We start from the raw sequence: 24,201 nt of genomic DNA, 5'->3' as shown, positions 1-24,201 counted from the left end.
GTTCCTGGCGACTCCCATGAAAGCAACCAATGAGTTTGCCAGTCAGATCAAGACGCTTGCAGGACGCGGTCTGGAGTGCCTGCGGAAACGTGCCAACGCTTCGGGAGACAATCAAGAAACCGAGCAAGACCACATCCAGAACAGCGGTGGCTTCAGTAAACAAAGTGTTGATCGTCGCCAATTCCTTTCTAGAAAACGACGCATCGCGCAACGTCCGCGAACTCGAATCTGGCAAACTCTAAAATGGAATAGAAAATCGGCTTGTCAAAGTCGCCCGGCTAGCGGCGTCCCCGACCATAAATCGTCTGCAGGAGAGAACTCCCATATTGGCAGTCTTTCGTTTAGAATCCTTGGCAGTATCAACATGCCTTGATGGGAACTAGAGCCCCATAATCGGTGGACCTGTACTCTCCAATCATCGCCAAGAGGTCTCAGAATTCTGGGAAACAGGTCATGCTTAACTTAATCGAACTTACGGCGACCGGATTTGGATTTCTATGCGTTTTTCTAACGATCCGCCGGAGTGTTTGGTGCTGGCCGACCGGACTGATTCAGGTCTTGTTATTCATCATCATTTTTTACGACGCAAAGCTGTATTCAGATTTAGTGCTGCACGTAATCTACATTTTTCTACAATTCTATGGCTGGTATTCTTGGACTCGAGCAGATGCTGGCAACGAGAGCCTAGATGTGAAGTCGCTAGCGATTCCATGGCTCGTCTGCTGGATCGCCGTATCGGCAATTGGAACGATTGGACTGGGGTGGACCATGGCTTCTTGGACGGATGCCTCGCTGCCTTACGCAGATGCGTTCACAACAGTCGCAAGTCTTGTGGCCCAGTTCTTGCTTGCTCGACGGTATATTCAAAATTGGGGTTTCTGGATCGGTGTAGATAGCGTCGCCATTTGGGTCTATTTCACGAAAGAGCTCAGCGCAACTGCGGTGCTCTACATTGCGTTTTTGATCCTAGCCAGCTTTGGGATGGTAATTTGGCAAAAACAGTTGGCGAAGCAAAGATCGCACGAGATCGCAACGTGACTTTGGGATTGACGTTAGGGAAATACGCACCACTGCATCGCGGCCACCAGTTGGTCATCGAGCGCGCAATAGCCGAGAACGACCACACCATTGTAGTGATCTATGATGCACCAGAAGTCACCCCTGTACCTTTGGAAACGCGAGCCGGTTGGATCAGAACATTGTACCCCAGCGTCGAGGTCATCCTGGCAGAGGACGGGCCAACAGTTGTGGGCAAAACGCCGGAGATCACCGCCCTCCACGATGCCTATCTGCGTCAATTATTGACGGGACGAGACATCACGCATTTCTACAGCAGCGAGTTTTATGGCCATCACGTGAGTCAGGCACTAGGGGCGATTGACTGCCGCGTTGATGCCAATCGAAAGCAAATCCCTATTTCCGGAACCGCAATTCGCAAAGATCCCTATCGATTCCGCGGCTATTTGGCAAACATTGTCTACAGAGATCTAGTGTCCAAAATCGTGTTTCTAGGTGCCCCTTCAACTGGCAAGACGACAATTGCTCGTGAATTGGCAAAACGCTTAGAAACGCAGTGGGTGCCAGAATTCGGTCGAGAGTACTGGGAGTCACACCACGTCGCCCGCCGTCTAACGCTGGAGCAGCTCGCTGAGATTGCAGTCGGGCATCGCGAACGTGAGGACGAGATCATTGCGGATGCGAATCGCTATCTATTTGTCGATACCGACGCGACCACTACGTATCAATTCTCGCTTGAATATCACCATGAGGCTCACCCGACAGTTGCGGAATTGGCAGGCACATGTCGCGAACGATATCGGCTCTGCTTTGTTTGCGACACAGACATCCCGTATGATGACACATGGGATCGAAGTGGCGAAGTGCACCGGAAGGTGTTTCAGGCGAAGATCGAGTCGGATCTGATTCGCCGAAACATCCAATTTATCAAGCTATCTGGTTCGCTCGAGTGTCGTGTTAGCCGGGTCATCGAGAATCTAAAGTTGCTGGATTCATGAACAAAGTCTTGAAACGCGAAGCCATTGTCGGATGTATCCTGGGAACCGCTGTCGGCGATGCGTTGGGACTGCCCTACGAAGGCCTCACACCGCAAAGAGCACCACGCTTGCTCGGGCTGCCCGGTCGCTACCGATTTCTGTTGGGGCGCGGCATGATATCCGATGATACCGAGCACACCTGCATGGTGGCCCAGTCGCTCATGAGGCTGGTGGGAGCGTGCATGTTACAAAGGCATACACGATTCAAGCGACGATCGGCTACATCGAAAACCACTGGGGCGAGATGGAATAATCGCATGATTGTGAGTGCTGAGACGTCGACGGCAAAGAAGCGACTAACTTAATCGTCGAGCGCTCCGGCACCAAGCGTCGAGTGAGATCAACTTAACGCTACTGGATGAGCAAGCCCTCGCTGGAGCTTTTGCGTTGGCTACAACTCGATAACAACCCCGTTGTTCTTCAACTTCGCTGCGAGATTGCAGCATGAGCAATTGATGAACGACGTCGCACCACGCGTGAACATCCCGTAGTTACTGAGACCTCTTTCGTTGTGCAAATGCCTGAAGGCATGAAGCTTCGGCCGGATCCGCTCGTCGACGTGTCGCCGCAGGGCAGTACATCCTACTTGAATCAGTCCGTGCGTCCCAATGTCATGCGTAACATCTAAGATGCCCTTGGGCGGACCGTGCGCAATGAGGCTGTGCACATCATCGGGAACCGATTGCCAAACGAGATCGAGCTGTTCTCGCTTCTTCATGTATGCCCAGTCGTGAAATCGAGGCATGTAGGGGGAACCAAACAGCTCCAGCCCGTTCCAGCGCATCGACTCATGGATGAGGAGTGAATGCCGGGATACTCGCCGGCGCGGAGCAGGCCTTATTCCACTGCGAGCGAATGGTTGCCTGGTACATACACCTTCGTGGCAATGCCCAAGCCTGCATACCAGTCAAAGAACCGTCTCGCCTCAGGCTCGTTCAGCACAGCCTTACCATGCGTCGACTCATCGCCGCAATGAATCACCAAGTCAACATCTGGAACTTGGAGTCCAAGATGCTCGTTATGAGTGTCAGAAATAGACCAAATTTTCATGGACAGTTGACTCGGCGGAAATCGGGGCAGTAAACCCATCAGTTCTCAAGATCGACGGAACCCGGTGCGGCATGTCGGTCTGATCGGCAATGCTTCGGTTCAGGTCCAGCATCGCGTCATCCTGGGAGGCAAATTGCCATTTGGTAATGGGCCGCTCCCCCCAACCTGGCATCGAGGCGAGGCAATATTGCGCACAGCGAAGTGGCCGTCTGAGGTGCCTTGGGTAACTTTTGGGCACGGGCCTCTATGGCCCCATACTGTTTGGCCTCATGGACCACTCTCTGAGTCCCCCAAAATTCGATAGAAGTGGCCGGCAATAGTCTCACTTCTACATCCGGCAGCGACTTCCGCACTCCGCGGCCCTCTACGTGCACAAGTTGACCAGAAATTGCCCTCCAGTGGTCGCGATTTCAGTGTGTACCTCCAAGCCGGGGGCAAGACGCGAGAGTCGATCCACAAGCCAGACGGATGCAGCTTCGGCATCCTCACGCGTGGGGCAGCGAGCCATGATTTCGCGGCCTCCCTTTCGCTCAAGTCGCTCGACGGCTGTGATAATCGGTGCCGGGTCGGCGACAATCAGGTGATCCGGCCAAGACACGACCGGATCGTTTGCGCCCTTGCCCGTGTTGCAGCCCTTGTGTGCCAGCCGCTCTGATGGCAAATTTTTCTTGTCCTGTTTTCTTTTCTTTGCGCGGGCCTTAGTGATCCGCGTATCGATACTGGCGCCGCGAGGATCGTTGGGTGGCATATTCGGGTCGACCGGTTCGTCGCATAGCCAACACCGCCAGCCGTCAGCCTGGCCCACATCATGGAGTTGTCCCATCGGTTTTCTGCCTGAATTCGTTGAAGGTTGCGTGGATCGTCGGCTTCAGCCTGGCTGGTCCTCAATGCCCTATGCAGAGTATGATAGCTCGGCCTGTGCGTGGCTGCCCCCTGCCCCCAAGAGCGTCACCCCCAAGACGGGGACTGCGAACAAGCCTCTTTGCGACATTTGCTACGTAATGCTACATTACGCCCGGCACGCGGTGTTAAGACAGGGATGCGATCTCCTGCCCAGCCACTCATCCTTTCCTGCGGAAGCTTCCATGCTTCTGAAGCGGTAGCATCTTGAAAGTCGGTAAACGGTTACAACCCCTGATCGAAGACGGGCTCATCGACAAAGTCTTGGGCTCGCTGATGAGCGGCAAGGAGGCCCAGGTCTTCCTTGTCCGTTGTGGCGACGAAACTCGCTGTGCCAAGGTATATAAGGATGTGGCGCAACGCAGTTTTAAGAATGCGGTCCAATACCAGGAAGATCGAAAAATCCGGAACAGCCGCCGGCAAAGGGCGATCGACAATCGCTCCAAGTTTGGCCGGGATGAACAGGAAATCGTTTGGCAACGGGCCGAAGTCGACGCATTGTATAAGCTCGCCGAGGCCGGTGTCCGGGTCCCCAAAGCATATGGGCTGTTCGATGGAGTGCTCTTGATGGAGCTCATCACCGATGGAGACGGCGGCGTGGCACCGCGACTGAACGACATCACGATGTCCGCCGAACAAGCCGTGAAAGATCACGCCACCGTCATGACCTATGTGTTGCGGATGCTATGTGCCGGATTGGTACACGGCGATCTTTCAGAATTTAATGTCCTCCAAGATGCAACTGGCCCGGTCATTATCGACTTCCCACAAGTCGTCAATGCATCCGGAAACAACAACGCGAAGACCATGCTGCAGCGTGACGTGCGGACCATCACGCAATACTACGCGCAGTTTGCGCCGGAGCTAGCGGAAACTCACTACGCCGAAGAGATGTGGGATCTGCACGAAAAGAGTGAGCTGACCGCAGATATGGAACTCACCGGCCAGTTCGAGTTTTCAACAAAGGCAGCCGACGTCGAATCGGTGCTCAACATGATTGACCTGGCTTACGAAGAAGAACTGGAACGTCAGGATCGAATGGAAAACGGCTGAGAAGACAGCTCAGAAGCCCCACAAACGGCCAACTGGCATGCCGAAATCATTTCCACCAACATGGCTTTCACAGACGACTGCGTTGCGAAAGGTGGGCCGTTGGTCACGTATCGCGGAGACGGCGAGTCGTTGCTAACAACGAAAAATTTTCACTAGGGCGGAAAGGGAGCTGCCGATGCTTGAATGGATCAAGGTTGTGGGAAAGCTGGCCTACGATCGGCCGACGCGAGAACGCCTGCTAGGCTATCGGCCGGTGGTGATTTGTTTGGTCCAATCGCTCGAGCGCGATGCTTTCCTATTCATTCAGCCCGCCGCCAACCGCGATGCTTGGATGCCACCGCAGGAGGGAGTCGAGCCCAACGGTTCAATCGAGCAGGCCACCAGTCAGTGCCTCGACATTGAGCTTGGCATTCGTCGGAATCAGATGCACTTTCGCCGCTCGATATGGATCGGTCGCCGGCCAATCCCCGAACGACAGGGCAGCCGGGATGTCGAATTGTCGATCCGGCCCATGCAGGGCAAGGCTTACTACGGCTCGCTTAGCAAAGTCGCTGAAGACACGCAGATAACCTGCAACCCTGCTGAGGTGTCCGGCTATGAATGGCTGACCGTCGAGCAGATTCGCGATCGACTATCTACCAATTCCCAGCGCAAGGCTGAACTGATGAAAGTGCTGTTCGACAAATTGGCCCACGTTCAACTGTGAAGCAGCAGGCTCAATTGGGATTGCATAGGAACGCCGACGCAAGTGCACCCGTACGCGTGTTAATTCCAGTAGATGGTCCCTGATGAAGTGGGAATGGCAGGAATCTAGTAGACTGAGTGGCAGGGCAATTTTAAATTTCTGGCTAGCGTGCTCAGTTGGGTATCCAATGATCAATCGAAGGCAATTCGCTGCGGGAAGCACTGCAGGGCTGGCTCTCGCAACTGCCGGTTTGGACCGGTTTGCAGTGGCGGAGGAGCAGTCGCTTTCCGACAAGCGCCTCGTCGCACTGGGGGTGAACGCGTTGGCCCGCGCGCCGCAGCAAAGTTACTTTGCTGACGGGCATCGCGGGGCGTCCATGATCTCAGCACACTTGATGTGCGTCGATAACGAACTGGGCGAATCCACTAGCAACCGAATCGTCGCGTTGTTTGACCAAAACTGGGCACCTTCCAAACTCTGCAAGCCCTTTCCCCAAGCGGAGCCCATTGATGGCGCCGAAGAGCGGATCGGCAAGGCACTTGCAAAGGGCAATGGAGTGCTTCGCGAAGTCGGCCACGACGCGATCTTTGCGATGCACGCCATCAAGGCGTTTCGGATGCTTCCCGATCTTGCAACTGAGGAGAGGGTATCTGGTATCTGTGATCTGATCGGTGCTTTCAAGCCGTGGCGAGATAGTGCGCCCAGCGAGGAGGTTGCACCACCACCTTTCTCCGATTCGGTTGCCGCATCAGAATATATTCTCAAAGAGGCTAGTGAGTCCATCGACCGATTCAAGGGATATGGTCAGGGCTTCGCAGGCCACATGCTAACGTTTGGTCAGTCGCTCGTTGAATTGGCTGCCATGGGCGATGTCGAGTGGGCCGAGGGTTGCCGCACGGCGTTTCGCAAGTACGTGACCGTCACACGATTGGGGCCACAATCGGGTGACCGAAAAATTAAGGACCATTCCTTCACCGAGCTCAGGCCCGACGAATTCGAATATTGGAACAACCGAGGTGACAAGACCCTGGGGATCGGTCACGTGTTTAAATATCCCTACGCGTTCTACGACCTGTTGGCCCGTGCGAAGGATCCGGACCTTCAAAAAGAACTAGATGCCAAAGCATGGAACTTGTTTTGAAAATTGCCGTTGAGCGTTAAGTATCAGTAAGCCAACGCCATTCGTGCCTCGCCTAGTTCCTGGGGGCTACCCGCACCGCCGGCGCCGACATTCAATGATTACGCTGGAGGACCGCATCCACGCGCCCGAAATTCCAAATTCGGGGTGGGGGTGCCTTGGGCTTGGTGAGCGCTTTCGCCGCGTTGTTGTGCCCTACTCTGCCCACCCAGGATCCACGTTTCGGGCATGCTTAAGCATTTCTTGGACCCCGAGGATAGGTATTAGTTGCTTGGCAATTGCATCGCGTAACCAGCAAGCAACTCTGCCATTCCATTGACCGGTCCTTCCCAGTCGAAGCGAATCGCGGTTGATTGTTGCCGCCCTGGCATAGCGCAGCTGAACAAACTCGGGCATGATCTCCTCCAACGGTAGCGAGCGAGAGAACAAATAGTACAAGCACGCAGCATCTTCGATGGCCAGGCATCCTCCTTGGCCGAGATTGGGAGTGGTCGGGTGGGCTGCGTCTCCAATGAGAAGGCATCGTCCTCGGTACCAATGTTTGTCGGGGCGGCGATCGATGATATCGTTCTGAAAAATCGCATCGGGAGGTGTCGTGGAAAACAATTCGAGGACGGGATCGGCCCATCGGCTGAATCGATTGCATAACCAACTTCGCTTGTCTTCAATACGAATATTTTGGGGCGCATTGGCCGTTGCCCACCAATAAATTTGGTGATTCCGTAACGTGGCAATTCCAACGCGGCATCCCCGCCCCCACCATTCAGCCAGATAACCTGGCTGAATACTCGCTGGCATTTCGGTGACGCCACGAAAGCACGTGTAGCCGGAGTAGCGAGGCGGAGAGCTATCCAATAGAAGCGATCGGACTTTCGAATGAATCCCATCGGCTCCAATAGTCAGGTCCGCAACATTGCGATTGCCATTCGTGAATTCGACCTCCACTCGATCGCCGCAGTCTCGAACGTCGAGCGCTTCATGGCCGTACTGCACGGTGCCAACGGGTAAGCAACCTACGAGCGATTCCAACAACTCAGCTCGGTGTATCATGCCGAGAACTGGTTGGTGTCCTAAAGCCTTCTCCAGTTTCGCTGCGAAAAAGGAGCCAGCAACGACATGTCCCTCTCTCAGTCTCAATTCGCTTTGGCGGAGTGGCTCCAGCCGTTCGCGAATGGCAGCCCCCGCTCCGATGGTGTCAAGCGCTCGCAGGGCATTGGCCCAAAGACTGATTCCAGCTCCAACTTCGGTAAGCTGAGGTGCGCGCTCGTATACGACCACTTCCAAGCCAGCTTTCCGCAACGCAATCGCTGTGCAAAGTCCGGAAATACCCGCCCCGATAATCATCGCTTTCATGGAATCGTTCTTCGAGCTAACACTAGAGTAGACAGAATGTGGAGGTACATAGATTGTTTCAAGTTCTACTGTCTCTGCACAGGCGGTTGAAATAGGAACCCGCTGCCTCAGCAAGGAAAGGTGGCTACCGTCACAGGACAATTGGGGACGCCATCTCCGCGTCAAAATTCAAATTGCGGTTAAATCAATAACCGGTGCACAGACGGGCTACGATTCTTGCAAAAAGATCCAACACGGCCAAGCACTAAACCTGAGCAACGCGAGCTGTTGTTTGGCAAGCCTTAGGCATGGATGGTGTCGCCGAATGGACCTGCATAAGTGGAGCGAGGGCGTTCGACGCTGTCCCTTCAGCGAGCGAAGGCGGCCTTCGCTGCAATCGACGATCTGTACCGTGGCTGCTCCCGACATCTAAGCAGTTCGCTGCAAAGCAGCACTTCGGACAGCCATCTCGTGAGTGAGAGGCTGAGTTGACTAGAGAGCGATGCAATCCCATCTGCCTCGTGTGGCGGGCGGGATCGCAACGCAGCCAGCTCCCCTCAGGTCCAACGCACGTGGCAGTCCGGACCACTTCCACGCCATCCGAATTGCTGCACCGCGATTTTGGGCTGCCTGTTCAATTACGCTTTCTCCACCTGCTGTTCCGAGGTTTGGTACAGGATCCAGTAAGCGGCTGGAATCACGATCAACGTGAAGAACGTGGATGTCACAATTCCGAAGATGATCGCCCACGCGAGTCCAGAGAAAACGGGATCCAGGGTGATGACCCAATTGGCTAGCAACGTCGTGCCGGCGGTGAGGAGGATCGGCCGCGTGCGAATGGCGACGCTTCGAATGATGGACTCTCGCAAGTCGTGCCCCTCGGATTGCGCCAAGTGGATGAAGTCGATCAAAACGACTGAATTCCGCACAACGATTCCCGCGAGTGCAATCATTCCAATCATCGCCGTGGCGGTGATAAACACGGGATTGGGATGTCCGCCAACGGGCTGGTTCATCAGCGCATTGAGCCCCCAGAACCCAGGCATAATACCGATCATTGACAATGGAATTGCGGACATGATTAAGACGGGCAACGTTCGCGAGCCCGTTTGGAACATCAACACCACGAAAATCCCGAGGAGTGCGGCTCCAAAGGCCAACCCCAGATCGCGGAAGACATCCAGCGTAATGTCCCACTCGCCCTCGCCGGCCCATTCGACGCGGTACCCGTCCGGTACGCTCCATGGCAGGCCACCGCCAGGAGATAGCCATGAGCGATCGCTGAGCTCGCGTCCTAAGCCTGCGTCGTCGGCGTCCGGGGAACCGGCCACGGCGCGTTCATCTGCGGTAGTTTGATCCCACTGCATATCCACGATTGCATCCGCCGGTGGGCGCCCGGCGACTTCGGCATATACGTAGACCACGCGTTGGAGATTTTTGTGATAAATCGACTTGTCTTCGATCGTCTCGCGAAAACTTCCCAACGCCCCCAACTGAACCATCTGCCCGCTTTCACCTTGAACGTAAACCTCTTCCAAGTCGTCCAGCGCCGAGCGGCTTGCTCGCGGCAGGCGTAACTCAATCCACAACGGTTCGACTTCACCCGGTAAGTGCAGTACCGTTGCCTTGTTTCCACTCAATGCTGTACGGACGGTTTCGGCAATTGTTTGCGTCGAAATGCCTGACAAAGCCGCCTTGGGTTTATCCGTTTCAAATACGAAACGCACTTGATCATTTTCAGCGCTTACATCTAAATCCACCACCCCCGGCTCATGACTCAACCGTTCCATCACCGCATGAGCCGCGGCGATCTGTGTGCCGTAATTGCCATCGGCAGGTCCGTAGACTTCCGCCGTGATCGTCGACAACACGGGTGGTCCAGGCGGCACTTCGACCAGTTTGATATTCGCATCCATTGACTCGGCAAATGCGGTGATATCGTCACGAATTCGCAGCAAGATCTCGTGCGACTGCTGCTCGCGTTTTTCCTTAGCCAGTAGGTTCACGCGAATGTCGGCGACATTGGTCCCCTGCCTCAGAAAGTAATGCCGCACCAAACCGTTGAAATCCATGGGGGAAGACTTCCCGACGATGATTTGGTAGTCCTTAACTTCGGACAGTCCGCCCAGGTACTCCCCCAACCGTCTTGAGACGACATCGGTGCGCTCTAGCGTCGTTCCTTCGGGCATGTCGACGACAATTTGAAATTCGTTCTTATTGTCATAGGGCAGCATCTTTACGGGCACCCACCGCATGACTGGAGGGATCAGTGCGGCAAAGAACAAGCCAGCGATCAGAATCAGCACACTCCAAGCCGCAAGACGGCCTTTCAAAATCGGGGTCAACGACCAGCGTGCCGCGCGATATAGAAAGCTCTTGGTCAAATCGTATGATTTTTCTTCGCCGGGTGAGTCACTAATCTGTTTCAAGGAGACCATCGCCAGCCACGGCGTAATCAGGAATGCCACAAGCGTCGACACTGTCACCGTGAGTGGCACGTTGAGCGCCATAGGGGCCATGTACGGTCCCATCATTCCAGTGATAAATGCTAATGGCAGGAAGCTGACAATGATTGCCAGCGTCGACAGGATCAACGCTGGCCGCACTTCCTGGACGGCACGCAATACCGACTTCCTGGGCGGAAAGATCTTCATGGTAAAATAGCGGGCGATGTTTTCCACGTCAGTGATCGGGTCGTCGACGAGTAAGCCGAGGGATAGAATCAACGCGAACATCGTCACGCGATTGATTGAATAGCCGACCATCAAATTAATAAACAATGTCAGGCTGTAGCACACTGGAATGGCGAGTGCGATCACCAACGCCGGACGCCAGCCCATCGTCAGGCCGATCAGACCGACAACGGTCAGCACTGCCACAACCAGGCCTTCGATCAGTTCGTTGACTTTCTCGTTCGCGGTTTCGCCATAATCACGAGTGATCCTAAAGTGAACGCCAACGGGCAAGTGGGAGGCACTCAGTTCCTCCAGCTTGGCTTCTACGGCTTTGGCGACGTTCACAGCGTTAGCGCCTTTGCGCTTCGCGATCGAAATCTGAACCGCCGGGAAAACGCCAGTCTCATCACCGTGCTCGACATCCGCCAATCCGAACCCGATCCAACTGTAGTTATCTGGTTCTGCCGGACCATCCACGACGGTGGCAACGTTCTTCAAGTACACGGGGCGTCCGCCGGCCACGTTTACCACCGTTTCGTTGAGATCGTCGACGCCTCGGATGAACGTACCGGTTTCCACATTAAACTGCGTATTCTGTTGCTCAAAGCTTCCATTGCGAGCTGTCACGTTGCTGACTTGAAGCGCCCGCGCGACTTGCAAAGGCGATGTCGCATGAGCGGCCAATCGCTGAGCGTCCAAGTTCACGATGATTCGTCGGGGGCGTCCCCCCACGAATTCGACCCGATTGGTATTGGGGATCGCTTGCAATTCATGCTGCACTTCCTCAGCTATCCGCCGCAAGTGATGGTCGCCGTATCGCTGTGGCTGGTCGGACCACAAAGTCGCAATCACAATTGGAACATCATCGACTTCGATCGGTTTGACTGCCCAAGACTCGACCACGGGTGGAATTTGATCGACCGAGGAATTGATTTTGTTGTAAATTTTGACGAGCGAGTCTTCGCGATCTTCCCCTACATAGAATCGCACGGTCACGACGCACTGTCCCGGCTGCGACGTTGAATAGACGAATTCGACACCATCGATTTGGTAAAGTAGTTTCTCAAGGCGATCGGTGACTTGCCGTTCCACTTCCTCAGCCGATAATCCCGGAGCCGACGCGAACAAGTCGGCCATGGGGACCACGATTTGCGGTTCTTCCTCGCGTGGTGTCAGCACTAGGGCAGCCGCCCCCAACATCAGCGAAATGAAGATCAGTAGCACCGCGATGTCGCCTCGCAAGAAGACTTCAACGATTCGCGTCATGAGTGGTATGTCGGCTTCGTCTTGATGGGTACTATCGGACATCGGCTGCCCCTTCATGCTGAATCAATACACGCTCGCCAGCGTCCACTCCGCTGAGCACTTCCTGGCGTCCTGGCATTCCCAACTGGCCAATTTTGATCAGCCGCCGTTCGATGTTGCCATCAGGTAGCACGACATCCACGAAGTCAAGTTGTCCAACATTGATCACTGCAGAGGTGTTGAGGCACAAGTGACGACGCTCCCCAGCCGGAATCAACAATCTCCCAAACATGCCTTCGTACAGATCCTCCGATTTGGGCAGGGACGCCTTGACCAAGAACGAGCGGCTGGGGGCATCGGCTTGAGGTACTATCTCATCGACCGTGGCGGTATACTCCCGGCCAAGTGCGTCAACGAGAACGGTCAATTTGTCGCCAATCCTCAGTTTGACCGCCAGCTGCTCCATCACGGGAGCCTCCAAACGCAACGATGTGGCGTCATACAGGGTTAAAATGGGCACGCCGGGCGTGGCCACATCGCCGGGTTCAGCACTGCGATCCACGATCCGTCCCTTCTTTGCTGCCTTGATGGTGGTATAAGAGAGCATCGTTTCCAGTTCCAATACCGCTTGTTTAGCACGGGACTCGTCGGCAATCGTCACCTGAACATCTCGCGATGCTTCATCGAAGTCCGATTGAGAAGTCACACTCTGCTTGCTGAGCGCTTCGATCCTCAGGAATTGCTTCTCGGCTTGTTCACGATTGGCAACGGCAGCGTCCAATGAGCGTTTTGCTTGGTCCAGACGCGATTGGTATTCTTTGTCGTCGAGCTGAATCAGTACTTGCCCCTCGCTAACCTCATCTCCCGCATTGACGGCAATCGCGTTGATCGTCGCCATGATTTTGGTAGATACCACAGTTCGGCTGGAAGCTTTTAGCGTCCCAATCGCCTCTTCGATCGTGGCCTTTTCGATCTCATGTACGATATCCGTCGGCTCGCCCGCTAGCCGTCGCACCGCTCGGTCACTATGACCAGGTTTCGTCTTCTGTTCGAAGAGGCCAGACAGCCACCCGATGGTCACAACCAACGCAACCAGGCTGATGCCAACCAGCGAGATTCGCAATAAGACACGCGACCACTGTTTTAGTTTCTGGAGATTCATTGCCTCCCCCTTCCGTTTATTGAACTAGGCCCCTCGGCTGGTTGCCGAACGTTAGCCTGATTGTGAGTTTGTTCGCGTCCTGATCAATCCACCCTGCCGTGGTGCAGCAACCATGCCGCGCTTCGTCAAGTGTTTTGGGGTTCACAGCCACCGTCTCCGATTTTCTCGAACAGCGGTTGAACTTTGTCGCTCAACACTCTCTAAGTTTGGCTGGACATGCTCCTATTTGACCACGATGCGTTTTTGACTACGATGCGTTGCGTCTGTAGTTCTCAGGACTCGGTTCGGAACTCTTGAACAAATTTGCGGTCAATCCATGTCTTCAACGTCCAACACCAGCGGGCATGGGCGCTCAGCCAGCCGTATTCGAGGAATGCCTTGCCATCGCCAGTATTCAGGATTTTCAAAAATGAGCCTTGCGGAACGAAATCACGCAAGTCTCCTCCACCAAGGTAGGCGCGGAGGTTGTGCGAGAGTATCGGACACTGGCGCACCGCGTAGACGCCCGCTTTGGGGCAGGGAGATTCGATCATGGTGCCCGAATCACCTACGGCAAAGATGCGTGGATCGGACAATGATTGCAAGGTCTTACCGGTAGCGATAAACCCTCGTTCATCCGTCTGCAACGCCAACTTCGCCAGTACTGGGGGGGCGGCGGCTCCCGTAGCCCAAATGACGGCATCCACTGCATGACGACTTCCGTCTTCGGTTGTGAGCCCGCTGTCGTCAACCTTCGTAACTCGCTGGCCCGCCGTGATGCCAATGCCACGCGACGTCAACAACCGCTGAATGCGGCCAATGCTGCGTGAGTGCATTCCTTCGCACACCGATTCACTACTCGTAAATATCTCAATGGAAAACTCTCCAGCGCGCTCCCGTCGGCGGCATTGTTGGAGCAAACAAAAGGCAATCTCGACACTCGCCACGCCACCACCGACAATGGCGACGCGTAGAGGCGTTTTCTTTGCACTCGAGCAATGCGTCAATCGCGTATTTAAGCGTTCCAGAAACGTCTGCATCGGTTTGATGGGGACCAGCAGTGGCGATGCGGAATGCTGCTCCCAACCGACCGGCATCGAGCCAACGCCAATCGAAAGTGCGTCGAACTTGATCGGTGCACGATCGCTGAACAGAATCTCACCGGACGGCAAGCTGATGCCACTGGTTTCGGCGAGCACCAATTCCGCGCCCCCCTGCTCGGCGAGCGAGCGCAAATCGATGCGCATCTCGTCATCGCTAAATTGGCTGCCCAGCGTACCAGGCAGCATCCCGGAGTAGGTCGCCGTTGGGTAGTTGCTGACACAGACTAGGTCGCAATTCGGAATCGGCGCACTCGCCCACTCCTTGAGCACATGTGCGTTCGTATGTCCAATTCCCAGTAGAACGATTCTCTTTCTACGCGGGCCGCTATCATCGCAACTCACCGCGTCACCTGCTCGTAGTTGGCAGGAATTCGATAGCGATCGCTGTAAGTGTGAACGCGACGGGTCGGTTTCCCCTCGAGCGTAACCAGCGGCAGGCCAGCTTCAACCCACTTTAAGATGCTGCCTTTGTAGTTCTTGACTGTGATGTTCTTACTCGCCAATTCTTTCGCGTACGCTCCGCTGCGTACGCCCACGGTGCAGTAGGGAATTACCAGCCAACCTCGGTACCGTTCGGAGTCCTGTTCGTACTGAGTCTTTGTGATTGCGCCTGGAATGATCGATACGTTGATTTCTTGTTCCAAACGAACATCGACCACAACGAACTTGGCATCCGGAACATCCTTGCCAGTCTGTTCTGCTTCTTTGATGAGCTTCTGATGCTGACTGAGCAACTCGGACAGCGAGCGAGTATCGATCGTTTCGACTTTAGGGCCGCTACCAAACAAGCTTCCAAATTGAGCGTTTGCAGGAGTGCTGGAAACGCAGATGAGCGATAGAGCGGCAATAAAAGTGTAAAACGCCTTCATGCGTACCTGTCCTTGATGAGTGTAATATGGGCCCGCGTGGCGAGCAGCTGTAGCACACCTCCGAGACGAGTGTGCGTCGCGATTGCGAAGGATCAACTCGATGGTTTTTCGATCCAGAACCAACCTCGCAACTCGCCTTCCTGAAAGCCGGTGGCTTCATCGTCGGGATAGAGTTTGGTGAGTTGGTCGCGAATGATGGGAGCAATTTGTTCCTTGGGGCCGTGACACATTAAACACTGCGGTTGCAGCTTGATGGGAAGCAGCGCTGCAACGTTACCATTGCTTAGGTTTGCGAAAAATGGTGTATCTCTTTGGGACGCAATCATGGGTGCGGCCCACTCAGGTCCGGTATTGCTAGGATTTCGAAGTCGAACCCCAACGCGTCCGATCTCCACGCCCTGCTCCTCCCCCACAGCCATCGCAATTTTCGAGGCCTCCTGTTGGCAAACCACGATCGCTTGGGCGGGCCCTTGCGACATCGCCTGCCTCAGTTTATCAGACAGCTGCTGAAACAATGCGTCCTTCGCAGCCAACAACTCGGTGCGTTGCAGTTCCGTCGGCTCAGAATCCGCAACAATTGCGACTTCGCCAATCACGTCGGACTGCGATTGAGCAGGAGGCGCGACGCCATCACGCTGGCACCCCAAACTCAGCACTGCGGCCGATAGACATGCGACCCAAGCCGACCTCGGGGAGAGTGGACGATTCATACTTCCGTTCCTATTTGTTCTAAAATTCATGCCAATTCAGCCAGTTCCAAGGGGTTTGCAACTCGCCGGGGTTCCCCATGACCGTTCCAACTCGCGTTCTACCGCAGTTCGCGCATCGTGCTCAGCTCACGCTTCCAGGGAAGCCCCTCAGGCCATGCATCTCGTGCTGTCTTTCACCAGTAGCACGGTCGACGCCACCCCGCGTGTCCAATAGTGCAAGCCACAGGCAATTCATGTACCGTGCCGCAGCCACGGCACGATCCGCTGATGAACAACGTGAGTGGGCACTGCCCAACACCCGGCAGTCTTTAGCAAACCGCTGGCGGTGCATGCTCCCTTGCGAGGCTTTTCCATTTTCATGAACAGCGTTCCATTCCCCCGCTCCCCTCACTAACAACTTATCGGCAGGTCGCGATATGTCAACATGTATTTTGCGAGCCCCAAGCTGAATTTTTACTGCACCCCCTCCCGGATCTCCTGCCGCTCATGGCGAGTGTGCCCCTATGGCTCGCGGTGTGTCGATGAGGCGCACCCCTCAGCAGGCGCGGCTCGCAAAACGCCTCCACCGTACAACCCCAACAACTCGAGTTGTTGACTGCGAAGCCCATTCAACTGCCGTCCATCAATGCCCCCCGAATCGCACGGCTGAAGTCAACTCTCTGCAGGCTGGCTTACTCCGCGGTTAAGTTTATCAACAAGCGGCAATGCAACGAGTCTGGCGTTACGCAATTCAGGATCGGGGGCAGCAGTTGGCCACGAATTGCGACGTTACCGAGTCAGTTCAGAACGTTGAGCCCAGGATTGGAAGCCAAGTACCAATGGCCTACGGGCAGAACCAGCTAGCCCCTCGCGGTTGGCGTACTTGCGGCAACCGACAAGCTTCGTAAGGATACTGGTGCGTTGGGGAACGTGCCTTTGCGTGGGAAGAATCGTGGTTACGAGGACGCCCATCCCCGAAACGGCCGACTGGCCAGTGCATTTCCACACCATCAGGCGAATTCCTTGAGCAAAAGACACTCGCACGGACTCAAGCTGTCCCATCGTCGGAGACGCCGATTTCATCGTCCCGCCGGAACGGCCCAACTTCCAGGAACCATCCAGCCACAAGCCTACAGTGCAAAACCGAAGATTCGGTTGATGCAATACGGTTCCGTTCCGCGAGCGGTCGACGATCGAGCGGAGCAACCCCGCGAGCAGCTGCGTGACATTGAAGTCCCGGAAATCGGCGATTTGGTCCATCAGATTGCAAAATCGCCAGTGACTTGGTTGGACATCGATGGTTTGGGCGACGCAGACGTGATTGAACAAGTTGGAAAAATATTTAAATTGCATCCGCTTGCGCTCGAAGACGTCGTCAACGTCCACCAGCGGCCCAAGGTTGAAATGTATGGGGACTACCTGTTTGTGATCGCTCGCTCTCATTCGGAAGTGGACGGTAGGACAGAAGCCGACTCCGATGTAGACGCGCTCGACATGCGTCAAGTCGCGATGTTTCTAGGCCGCAACTTCGTCATTACCTTTCGGGAACGCGGTGTTGAATGTTTCGACGAGGTCCACAGGCGCATCCGCACGAACCGAGGACGCATCCGAGAGTCGGGCGCTGACTATCTGCTATACACGCTATTGGATGCCGTCATCGACGAGTTCTTTCCAGCCCTGGAAAAGCACGGCGAAAGCCTGGATTCTCTGGACGACTTGATCTCGGCCAGTTGCGAGCAAGATTTGATTCATCGCATCCACAACGTGCGGTCTGAGTTGCGAATGATCCGGCGGGCTATTTGGCCACTCCGTGATGCGATCAACACGTTGATCCGAGATTCGGGGGATCTGATATCCGACGAAACGGATTTGTACCTGCGAGACTGCTACGACCACACGGTGCAGATTATCGATGTGATTGAAACCGATCGTGAACTATGTGCGGACTTGCGGGACTACTATTTGACGGTCGTCAGCAACCGCATGAACCAGATCATGAAGTTCTTGACCATCATTGCGACGCTGTTTATCCCCCTGACGTTCGTGGCAGGCCTGTACGGCATGAACTTCAACACGAATGTTTCTACGCTCAACATGCCGGAACTCAATTGGACGTACGGTTACCCCTTCGCACTGGCTGTAATGACCGCCACGACACTGGCAATGGTTTGGTACTTTCAACGTAAGGGCTGGCTAAGCTCCTGATCTCAACGACCAAGTTCGTGACGCTTGGCAACCTGCCGGTTCAAGAGCATCTCGAGTTCTCGCGTCGAACTCGCGTCCCAAGTCTGGAAGCGTCCGAATCGTTGTTAAAAGTTGAAAGGTGGTCTCCCAGAAGGCAATATATTGCCTTCTGCATTTTCCAATTTACGTCGGTTACCGCCGACGGGGAGACCACCATGACTGAATCTAGTTTGTTGCGCGAGCTTGGGCAAGTTTCGAACGCTGAAGTTGGCGAAGTGTTTCGCGAATTCTTACGGGGCTCGATCGTGAAGATGGCCTGTGAGGTAATGGCTGCCGAAGTGGCTGAACTGTGCGGCCCAAAGCACGCCCCGAGCGATTGTCGGACCTATCGAGCTGGTAGCGCCGCGGGACGCATCTTGGTCGAAGGTGAACGGGAGTCGGTGACGCGTCCGCGAGTTCGCGAGCGTCAGGAGGCGGGGGGAAGCCGCGAAGTGGAGCTGATCAGCTACGCTGCCGCCAACGATCCTGAGCAGCTGGAGAAGGCTGTAATTCAAGCGTTGATGTCTGGGGTAAGCACTCGTCAGATGTCTGTGGTGAAGCCGAAGTCGCCAGGCGTAAGCCGCTCGAGCGTCTCGCGTCTATGGCAAGAGGCGGGAACACGATTGATCGACGAGCTACGCAGCCGTGATCTGTCGGGGCATACGTGGTGCATTCTGATGCTCGATGGTATCCGGCTAAGCTCAGACCAGACGGCAGTGGTTGCTCTCGGTATTGATTCTGAAGGCTGCAAGCATGTGCTCGACTTTGCGCTGGGCAGTAGTGAAAATGCAGTTGTATCCAATGAATTGCTTGCTCGCTTGGCCCGTCGCGGCTTTACTTGCTCGCAGCGCTTACTGGCAGTCCTGGATGGCAGCGATGTGCTTCGCAAAGCGGTCAAGGAGCACTTCCCCGACTCGGTCATCCAACGCTGCTTAGTTCACAAGGAACGCAACATTCGTGGCAAGCTATCGAAGCGTCATACGGGTGAACTCGCTCGGCTGTTTAGACGACTCCGTAGCGTGCAGGGTTATACCGCCGCACAAGAGGTCGTCGGCGAGCTAGAGGCATTCCTTGAGCCTCTCAATGCCGAAGCGTTTAAGAGCCTTCATGAGGCCGGTGAGGACCTGCTAGCCCTTCACCGACTCGAAGTGCCAAACACGCTCCATCGTTCACTGCTAAGTACCAACGCGATTGAGAACTCCTTCCTGAACACGCGTCGCCGCTTGGGGCGTGTAACACGATTCCGAGCCGACACGGATCAGGCGAGTCGCTGGCTGTCCTACGCACTGCTTGAGGCCGAAAAGGGGTTCCATCGAATCAGCGGCCACAAGGAACTACCTAAGCTGATTGCCGCCCTAGCGAGAGAACACGCGGCTACACCAACAAAGCCGCCGTCGGGGCCCGTGCCGTCGCCTACGGCTCCGGCGACGGCACGGGCCCCATCACTTTAGTTCCACCACCTGTTTGATCCTAAAGACCTTTTCCAGTACCCTTTAGCCAGCGAGACCACCAACAGTTTTAACAACGCAAGGGACATCCCCCCAAGTCTCGCAACAGCTGAAGCCAAGCTTCCCTACTCAGCAGCTCGTCGAAAGCCCCCTCGCCGCTCAGCTGGCTCTTGAGATAGCACCCCGCTACCACACTACTTGTCGAAATCGCAACCCGCCCCGTGAGCAAGGATCGGTGTTGCTGGCACAGGGGCATTCGAGGAATTACCTTCGCGCACCCCCAATCGCTTTCATGTTCAACATGCCCGTATGCAACGCCGATTGGTTGCTGCTGCAATACAGTTCGGGGAGCGCATTGAGCATCGGGATTGCACCGCCAAGAAATTCATGCAAGCCGCCAAACGGTGGGCAACATTTCAACAAGCCGTCAACTTTGGAGTTGCCTTAAATCCAGTCCCGCTCGCAAAGGCGCACCGCCGAAAACCAATATGGATCTGCGGGTACAGGGCACCATGGCTGACGGGCGTCTACACCGCCGTTCAACTTTAACATATTCCGCAAACACTCTCCTCGGGACAGGATTTGCTTCAAGGGTAATACCGGTTATGCCGATAAAAGCGATATGGGGAATCGTATCGGTGACACCGCTGCGCATCGAGTCTTACACTCCATTCGCTGAGGGATTTTCCAGGCATGAATCTACGACACACCAGTCTCTGCCAGAGTGGCAAATTTCTCCATTTCCTGCGACTGTTCGCTGTTCTTAGTAGCTCATTCTCTACCGCTGCCTGGGCGGTTTCGTCTCCAGTTCTGGCACAATCACCGCAGTCGTGGGAAGTGAATTCCCAGGCTGAGTTCTCTGAGAGCTCCTCGCCGCCCAGTCAATGGCAGCAAGAGGCGACGCGTCTCCAACAGCAGATCGACGAATTGCAAGCGTTGAGGATTGGCCCCCCGACATCCTCCCCTACGAAATTGGCAAACGACCAATCGGCTACGTCAGGAATGCTGTGGTGCACTCCACCAGCGATGGAAAAACCGAAATTCCCCACGGCCCGACTGACTGGATTTTTTCAAGCGGACGCGCTGTGGGCCAGCCAGAGCCTGGATAATCGAGTGGCAGTGGGCAAGGGCGTTGCGGCCGATGGTGACGTGCAGGATGGTGCTGATTTTCGTCGCGCTCGAATCGCAGCCACCGGGCAAGCATGGGACAATATCGCTTACATGCTTGAAATGGACTTTGCGTTTCCTGGGCGGCCAAGTTTCATGGATGTCTGGATGGACATCGACGATGTGCTCGGTAGTAATAAGTTACGCATTGGCCAGTACCGTCAACCCTTTGGGATGGACGGTTTGACAAGCGTCAAAGAAATGACTTTTCTTGAACGTGGTTTGCCATTCGCCTTCTTGCCTTTCCGACAAATCGGAACCATGCTTCACGGCTATCGCGAAGACGAACTTGCGACCTGGGCCATTTCGGGTTTTCGCTTTCCAACCGATACCTATGGAGGCAACGTGGGGGATAATGGCGGCTACGGGCTTGCCTCACGCATAACCGGCCTGCTGTTCAAGGAGGATGAGGGGAATGGCTTGCTGCATATCGGTGGTGGCTATAGCTACATCGACCCCGCGAACGACTTGATCCAATACCGCAACCAGCCCGAACTCTTTGTTGGCGAAACAGGTGGCGGTGCTGCCCTGCCCACAGGCGTTCCAACCAACCTGCCACCCTTCGTTGACACCGGCTTAATCGCCACAGACCACGTCAACCTGGCCAATGTGGAGTTGGCAATGTCCTACGGATCGTTCTATGCACAATCCGAAGCGATCGTTGCAGTTGTCAGCCGACAGGACGACTCCGCCCTAACTCTGCCAGGCGCTTACGCCAATGCAGGCTACTTCTTGACCGGTGAGTCGCGTCCCTACAACGGAAAAGGTGGCGTCTTTGGTCGAGTTCAACCGAATCGAAGTGTCGGGAAGGATGGAGGAATTGGGGCCTTGGAACTTGCAGGACGCTGGTCGTACATTGATTTGAACGACAAGAACATCCAAGGTGGTCGCTTGAATAATCTCACATCCGGCCTCAATTGGTATATCAACCCGAACACTAAGTTCCAGTTCAACTACATTCATGCCATGTTAAACAGTCCGATTAACCATCGATCGAACGCTGACCTGTTTGCTGTCCGAGCGCAACTTGACTTCTAACACACCTGTGAGTCCCCAGTTCCACTTTCCAACGAACCGGATCTTGGGACCGTAGTCTCCTGCACTTTCACTACTAGAGAGCGGGCAATCCCGTCTCTCCCGCAGTCGGCAACCTCACCATTATCGACTAGTTTTCACGGTGCTGCTCGCCTTCAGGCACGAGCTCTCGGGACTTCGGCATCCATTACCAATCCCCCTCTTGCACCTCGTATACCATCTGTCTGGTGCGAGGTTCGATGTAAACCATCTGTCCGACCGTTGGTTCAAGAGCGCCGCCTCTTCCAAGTCCCCTGACATCAGGCCTGTGGACGCAGTGCACTGCGTCCCATGCGTCCATCAGGTGAGCTTATGAGCTTCCGCTTCTGCGAGGACTGGAATAAAATCTGCCGCACGGACGACTTCGACATTTTCGATGCAAAGAGTCACTCGATACTTTTCCAGAATTTCGCATCGCAAGTAATCAACGATTCTGTTGCACACGCTCAATGAAGCAATCACTTCGATCCGAACCTGCGGCGAACGCTGCGTGCCAAGCTTGAGTTGCTGTCTTCCGGCTCCCGAACAATGCATCAAGGTGTAGCCCGTAATACCGAATTCAATAAACTTCAGAATCAAGCTATCTTCCAACGTTTCCTCAGCCACGACTGTGATTCGACGCACCCTCGCGAGCCCCTTTTTGCGGGCCGCATGCGCGTCACCGGCCCAAGGGGTAAGTGAATCCAAGCCACGAACTTCGAACTTAAGCCCCTCCTGATCGAAGTCGCGTCCCATCTCCTCCAGTTTCTCCATCACACTGTGATCGACTAGATTCGCGCCAGACAAGTCCACGATGAGGTTGCGTTGTTGGACCAATCCCACCTGTTCGATTTGGCGGCGGAATGGAATCCAGTTACTAAACACCGCCGACTCTTTTGCAATGATGATGCTGGTGTTGTCGTCGACGTCTTGAACCTCCAAAAACGGTTTAAACATGCTCTTCAGAGGCATACCGTTGGAAACATGGATCAGCATTTTCAAAATGATCCCGGCGGCAACACCAATCAGCAGATCGGTGGCCAGAACGACCACGGCTGTGGTCACAAAAATGGCCAGTTGTTCTTTGCCAATTCGCCAAACATGCAAAAATTCGCTGGGGTGAGCTAGGCGAAAGCCGGTGTAGACCAGCATCGCAGCCAAGGCAGCTAGGGGAATCCGGTGCAGGATGGTTGGCATCAACGCAACGCACAGCAATAGGAAGATCCCGTGCCACATGTCTGCAAACCGAGTTCTCGCACCATTATCAATATTCGCTTTGGAACGGACGATCTCAGAAATCATCGGCAGACCGCCCACGCCGGCGGCTGCTAAGTTGGCAACTCCAACCGCAATCATGTCGCGGTTCATGTTGGTTTTGCGCTTCCAAGGATCCAGCAGATCAATCGCCTTAGCACTTAACAGGGATTCGAGCGTCCCGATGATGAAGAACATCATCACCCATTTCCACGCTTTCAGCTGTTGCAGCGCGGCGAATGCTGGAAAGGTAATGTCGTCGAACATACCGAAAACACGGTCGGGCATTTTCACTAAGTACTGTTCACCCAATTGGTATTCATGGTTAGACAGCGAATAGGGATGCGCATGCAGCAGGTCAAATCCCATCCCCATGGGAACCGCAACCAATAGGACAACCAAGGGCGCCGGAATCACCTTTAGGAACGCAACACGCTCACGGATAGACGGCCATGCGAACATGATCGCCAAGCTTACGATACCGATCGCGGCGATGGCTGGATTCGCTTCTGCCAAGTAGTGCGGAATCTCTTTCAGCATCTCCAGTGGTTCACCGCCTGCTCCGATCACTCCCAACGCGACTGGAAACTGCTTGATCATGATGATGATCCCGATAGCGGCCAGCATTCCATGGACTGCGGCGGTCGGGAAGAATTCTCCCAGAATTCCGGCGCGAAAGATGCCGAACAGGATCTGCAGCACTGCCGCTGCGACTCCAATCGCCAGTGCCGCTTTATACGCGGTGATATCCGCCTCCCCCCATCCGCCCGTCATGCCATTCCCACCGAAGTCCTCGATGCAGCCGATCGCAATTACGATCAAACCTGCCGCGGGGCCTTTGATAGTCAGCTCGCTATTACTCAGGAAGGTACAAAGAATCGAGCCGATAATCGCTGTGAAGATCCCCGCGATCGGTGGATAGCCGCACGCAAGGGAGATACCCAAGCAAAGCGGCAGAGCGATCAAAAAGACCAGCAAGCCAGAGATCAAATCATGTTTCAGATAGCGAGTAAAACCGCTAACATCGCCGCGCGGAGTTTCTTGGGGTTCGATTGGAGCGGTGGCCACTTGATTGTCTTCCTACGGTAAGAGCCAATAAATTCTCTAAACATCCAGCGTAAT

General features: G+C 54.9%; 19 protein-coding genes and 1 pseudogene. 10 read left to right on the top strand and 10 right to left on the bottom strand.

Going from position 1 to position 24,201, the window contains the following annotated elements:
- Nucleotides 1-16: 16 nt before the first annotated feature.
- The 4 genes and pseudogenes from Q31a_RS13030 to Q31a_RS13015 form a co-directional block, all read left to right on the top strand.
- A complete protein-coding gene (locus tag Q31a_RS13030) occupies nt 17-373 on the top strand; it encodes a hypothetical protein (RefSeq protein ID WP_145078253.1) in 357 nt (118 codons plus the stop codon).
- 80 nt (nt 374-453) lie between these two features.
- On the top strand, nt 454-1,038 hold the full coding sequence (pnuC, locus tag Q31a_RS13025; protein WP_145078250.1) for a nicotinamide riboside transporter PnuC: 585 nt from the start codon (nt 454-456) through the stop codon (nt 1,036-1,038).
- Entirely contained in the window at nt 990-2,015 is a 1,026-nt protein-coding gene (locus Q31a_RS13020; RefSeq protein WP_197356793.1) for an AAA family ATPase, read from the top strand. Before pnuC ends, Q31a_RS13020 begins: the two co-directional genes overlap by 49 nt.
- Nucleotides 2,012-2,218, top strand: a pseudogene (locus tag Q31a_RS13015) (ADP-ribosylglycohydrolase family protein); the annotation flags it as partial. The gene Q31a_RS13020 and the pseudogene Q31a_RS13015, both read left to right, overlap by 4 nt.
- Nucleotides 2,219-2,445: 227 nt before the next feature.
- On the opposite strand, the gene Q31a_RS13010 reads toward Q31a_RS13015, so the two are convergent.
- From Q31a_RS13010 to Q31a_RS13000, 3 genes are all read right to left on the bottom strand, one after another.
- Complete coding sequence (locus Q31a_RS13010) at nt 2,446-2,799, bottom strand: metallophosphoesterase family protein (RefSeq protein ID WP_145078244.1); 354 nt, start codon at nt 2,797-2,799, stop codon at nt 2,446-2,448.
- A 92-nt stretch (nt 2,800-2,891) separates the two neighbouring features.
- A complete protein-coding gene (locus Q31a_RS13005; RefSeq protein ID WP_145078241.1) occupies nt 2,892-3,104 on the bottom strand; it encodes a metallophosphoesterase in 213 nt (70 codons plus the stop codon).
- A 364-nt stretch (nt 3,105-3,468) separates the two neighbouring features.
- Nucleotides 3,469-3,927 (bottom strand): hypothetical protein, encoded by a 459-nt coding sequence (locus tag Q31a_RS13000; RefSeq protein WP_145078239.1) that lies wholly within the window; start codon nt 3,925-3,927, stop codon nt 3,469-3,471.
- 284 nt (nt 3,928-4,211) lie between these two features.
- Here Q31a_RS13000 and Q31a_RS12995 point away from each other — a divergent pair, with 284 nt between their 5' ends.
- The 3 genes from Q31a_RS12995 (at nt 4,212) to Q31a_RS12985 (ending at nt 6,883) form a co-directional block, all read left to right on the top strand.
- On the top strand, nt 4,212-5,057 hold the full coding sequence (locus Q31a_RS12995; protein WP_145078238.1) for a PA4780 family RIO1-like protein kinase: 846 nt from the start codon (nt 4,212-4,214) through the stop codon (nt 5,055-5,057).
- 175 nt (nt 5,058-5,232) lie between these two features.
- Nucleotides 5,233-5,763 (top strand): NUDIX domain-containing protein, encoded by a 531-nt coding sequence (locus Q31a_RS12990; RefSeq protein ID WP_145078236.1) that lies wholly within the window; start codon nt 5,233-5,235, stop codon nt 5,761-5,763.
- Between the two features lie 166 nt (nt 5,764-5,929).
- On the top strand, nt 5,930-6,883 hold the full coding sequence (locus Q31a_RS12985; protein ID WP_145078233.1) for a hypothetical protein: 954 nt from the start codon (nt 5,930-5,932) through the stop codon (nt 6,881-6,883).
- A 192-nt stretch (nt 6,884-7,075) separates the two neighbouring features.
- On the opposite strand, the gene Q31a_RS12980 is transcribed toward Q31a_RS12985, so the two are convergent.
- The 6 genes from Q31a_RS12980 to Q31a_RS12955 all read right to left on the bottom strand — a co-directional run bounded on the left by Q31a_RS12980 (nt 7,076) and on the right by Q31a_RS12955 (nt 15,955).
- Nucleotides 7,076-8,233 (bottom strand): FAD-dependent oxidoreductase, encoded by a 1,158-nt coding sequence (locus tag Q31a_RS12980; RefSeq protein ID WP_145078231.1) that lies wholly within the window; start codon nt 8,231-8,233, stop codon nt 7,076-7,078.
- 617 nt (nt 8,234-8,850) lie between these two features.
- Nucleotides 8,851-12,195 carry an efflux RND transporter permease subunit gene (locus tag Q31a_RS12975; RefSeq protein ID WP_145078229.1) on the bottom strand — a complete coding sequence of 1,115 codons (3,345 nt, stop codon included), beginning with the start codon at nt 12,193-12,195 and terminating at the stop codon, nt 8,851-8,853.
- Nucleotides 12,185-13,294 (bottom strand): efflux RND transporter periplasmic adaptor subunit, encoded by a 1,110-nt coding sequence (locus tag Q31a_RS12970; RefSeq protein ID WP_145078227.1) that lies wholly within the window; start codon nt 13,292-13,294, stop codon nt 12,185-12,187. Before Q31a_RS12970 ends, Q31a_RS12975 begins: the two co-directional genes overlap by 11 nt.
- Nucleotides 13,295-13,566: 272 nt before the next feature.
- Nucleotides 13,567-14,718 carry an FAD-dependent oxidoreductase gene (locus Q31a_RS12965; protein WP_197356792.1) on the bottom strand — a complete coding sequence of 384 codons (1,152 nt, stop codon included), beginning with the start codon at nt 14,716-14,718 and terminating at the stop codon, nt 13,567-13,569.
- Nucleotides 14,715-15,245, bottom strand: a complete 531-nt coding sequence (locus tag Q31a_RS12960) for a rhodanese-like domain-containing protein (RefSeq protein WP_145078220.1) — start codon at nt 15,243-15,245, stop codon at nt 14,715-14,717. The genes Q31a_RS12965 and Q31a_RS12960 overlap by 4 nt, the downstream gene beginning before the upstream one ends.
- Before the next feature lie 92 nt (nt 15,246-15,337).
- Nucleotides 15,338-15,955: a c-type heme family protein gene (locus Q31a_RS12955; protein ID WP_231691181.1), complete on the bottom strand. Its 618-nt coding sequence runs from the start codon at nt 15,953-15,955 to the stop codon at nt 15,338-15,340.
- A 1,002-nt stretch (nt 15,956-16,957) separates the two neighbouring features.
- On the opposite strand from Q31a_RS12955, the gene corA reads away from it, so the two are divergent.
- From corA to Q31a_RS12940, 3 genes are all read left to right on the top strand, one after another.
- Nucleotides 16,958-18,139, top strand: a complete 1,182-nt coding sequence (corA, locus tag Q31a_RS12950; RefSeq protein ID WP_145078216.1) for a magnesium/cobalt transporter CorA — start codon at nt 16,958-16,960, stop codon at nt 18,137-18,139.
- A gap of 101 nt (nt 18,140-18,240) precedes the next feature.
- Nucleotides 18,241-19,608 (top strand): IS256 family transposase, encoded by a 1,368-nt coding sequence (locus tag Q31a_RS12945; protein ID WP_449224065.1) that lies wholly within the window; start codon nt 18,241-18,243, stop codon nt 19,606-19,608.
- Nucleotides 19,609-20,298: 690 nt separating this feature from the next.
- Nucleotides 20,299-21,810, top strand: coding sequence for an OprO/OprP family phosphate-selective porin (locus tag Q31a_RS12940; RefSeq protein ID WP_145078214.1), 1,512 nt, complete (start codon nt 20,299-20,301; stop codon nt 21,808-21,810).
- Between the two features lie 336 nt (nt 21,811-22,146).
- Here the strand turns inward: Q31a_RS12940 and Q31a_RS12935 are convergent, their stop codons facing one another.
- Nucleotides 22,147-24,147 (bottom strand): SulP family inorganic anion transporter, encoded by a 2,001-nt coding sequence (locus Q31a_RS12935; protein ID WP_145078212.1) that lies wholly within the window; start codon nt 24,145-24,147, stop codon nt 22,147-22,149.
- Nucleotides 24,148-24,201: the final 54 nt, after the last annotated feature.

Origin of the sequence: Aureliella helgolandensis, from assembly GCF_007752135.1 — a bacterium.
Taxonomy (GTDB): domain Bacteria; phylum Planctomycetota; class Planctomycetia; order Pirellulales; family Pirellulaceae; genus Aureliella; species Aureliella helgolandensis.
The sequence above is the reverse complement of the archived record's forward strand: the minus strand, read 5'-3'. Positions and strand labels throughout refer to the sequence as shown.